Source organism: Chromobacterium haemolyticum, assembly GCF_002081825.1.
GTDB lineage: Bacteria > Pseudomonadota > Gammaproteobacteria > Burkholderiales > Chromobacteriaceae > Chromobacterium > Chromobacterium fluminis.
Genome location: NZ_MUKU01000078.1, coordinates 1 through 1,595, shown reverse-complemented (window position 1 = coordinate 1,595; position 1,595 = coordinate 1). Strand labels below are relative to the sequence as shown.

Below are 1,595 nucleotides of genomic sequence, written 5' to 3'. Positions count from 1 at the left end.
TCAGCGGGTCTCCTAGCTTGGACAGTTTGCTTTCACGTTCTTCGGCGGCGAACAGGCTCTTCATGGGTGTGTCTCGGTCAGGGGGCAGGTCAGATCATGCCAGAACGGGAGGTTTCTGGAAGTCCCCAATTCCGTTTAGCATATCATGCCCCAATAATTTGAAGTGTCTGGCTAATTTTATACAGCTGAGTGGTAAACCCAAGAAGCGCCGGCTTTAGGCCGTGATCATGCTGCAGCTGTTCCAGATTAATCAGCGCTTTCAGTTCATAGCCATTTTCGCCGTTTCCAAGAGTTAATTGTCCGGTTTCAACTCCTTCGACCGGATCAATCAAAATTGCCAAAACTTCCGCTGCATGGGAGAGCAACTGATTTTCATCGTGGATGGGTAGTAAGCTCCATATCCATAATCTATCATCGCTCACAGAAAGCAATACGTCCGGCAGATTGTGCACCTGAAGCGCAATGGAATTTTCCTGTTCGATAGACTGAATCTGATTTGCCGGCAAGCCAAGCTGCGCAGCCACTTCAACAATGACTTGATCAAGTCTTAGGGATATCTGATGCGAAAAGGAGAGCGGGTTCATTTTGATCTCAGCTCTGGGTGGTTGATGGTGAAGGCGTTTATCCGGCAGGTACGCCAAGTAACATGCTATAGGCCTAGTAAGGCGAGGACTTTTAGAAATCGCTCATTGCAAAAACAAGGCTACCGGTAGCCAATCCGCATTGACAGCGTCAGCGCAGATCAGCATTGCGGCCTCGATGCTGAGCCACAAGTACTTGGCCATGTCCGCGCTTGTGAACGTCCTGCGCGGCATGCTCTCAGCCCTGCACTCAACTCGCTCCGCGAGTGCCGGGCACTGGCTCGACGCCGCTTTCTTGCCACAGACCAAGATCAAGAGGCCACGACTACAGCCAGGACACGCGACATTTCAACTTATAGAGACTAGCAATAGAAGCTTCGCGAACCGAAGCGCGCGAAGCCCTTGTTTCAGATTAAGAGTTTGACAATTACAAATTGCTGCATTGTCCCGTCACACCGCTTCGCCAAGATTTGCCACCGGCATTCTTGCAGTTGTGCACATGCTGGTGATTTCCAATTACCTTCCCTGTGCAGTTCTTTGCGGAGAAGCACTGACCTGGTTTTCTTGGTTGAATTTGATCCATTAGCGCATTTAATGTTGCAGATGGATTGCTAGCATTCTGGATAGCTTGCTGTGTGGCGGAAGTCGCTTCGTTAACTTGAGTGGGTCCGGTGGATGACGCGCTAACGATGGAGGAAGCCACCAAAAGGACGGCGGCAAAAGGAATGGTTAGAGAGTTGATGGTCTTCATGACTCAAATCCTTTAATGTGCAAGAAAAATGCAGCAAAACCGCAAATTTCTATAGTGACAATAAAATTCAGGCAATAGGAGTAACTAAAGGCTCTCGCCTCGATGCTCATAAAAGCCTTGATTAAAACAGTCAAAATGATCTTCCCCCTCCAGCCATACCAGCGATAAGGAGAGAAGTCCTAGGTTTGCATGGTAGTGGTACTGCTTGATAGTTCGGTGGTCCGCTGCTGGCGATAGCGTGCCGCAAACACTGCTGGTGGTAT

The 1,595-nt window shown here is 49.3% G+C and carries 2 protein-coding genes; both read right to left on the bottom strand.

Annotation, left to right across the window (positions count from 1 at the left end):
- Window positions 1–143: 143 nt before the first annotated feature.
- Window positions 144–584: a hypothetical protein gene (locus tag B0T39_RS24600; protein WP_081551365.1), complete on the bottom strand. Its 441-nt coding sequence runs from the start codon at window positions 582–584 to the stop codon at window positions 144–146.
- 424 nt (window positions 585–1,008) lie between these two features.
- A complete protein-coding gene (locus B0T39_RS25420; protein WP_141111405.1) occupies window positions 1,009–1,332 on the bottom strand; it encodes a hypothetical protein in 324 nt (107 codons plus the stop codon).
- Between the last annotated feature and the right edge of the window lie 263 nt (window positions 1,333–1,595).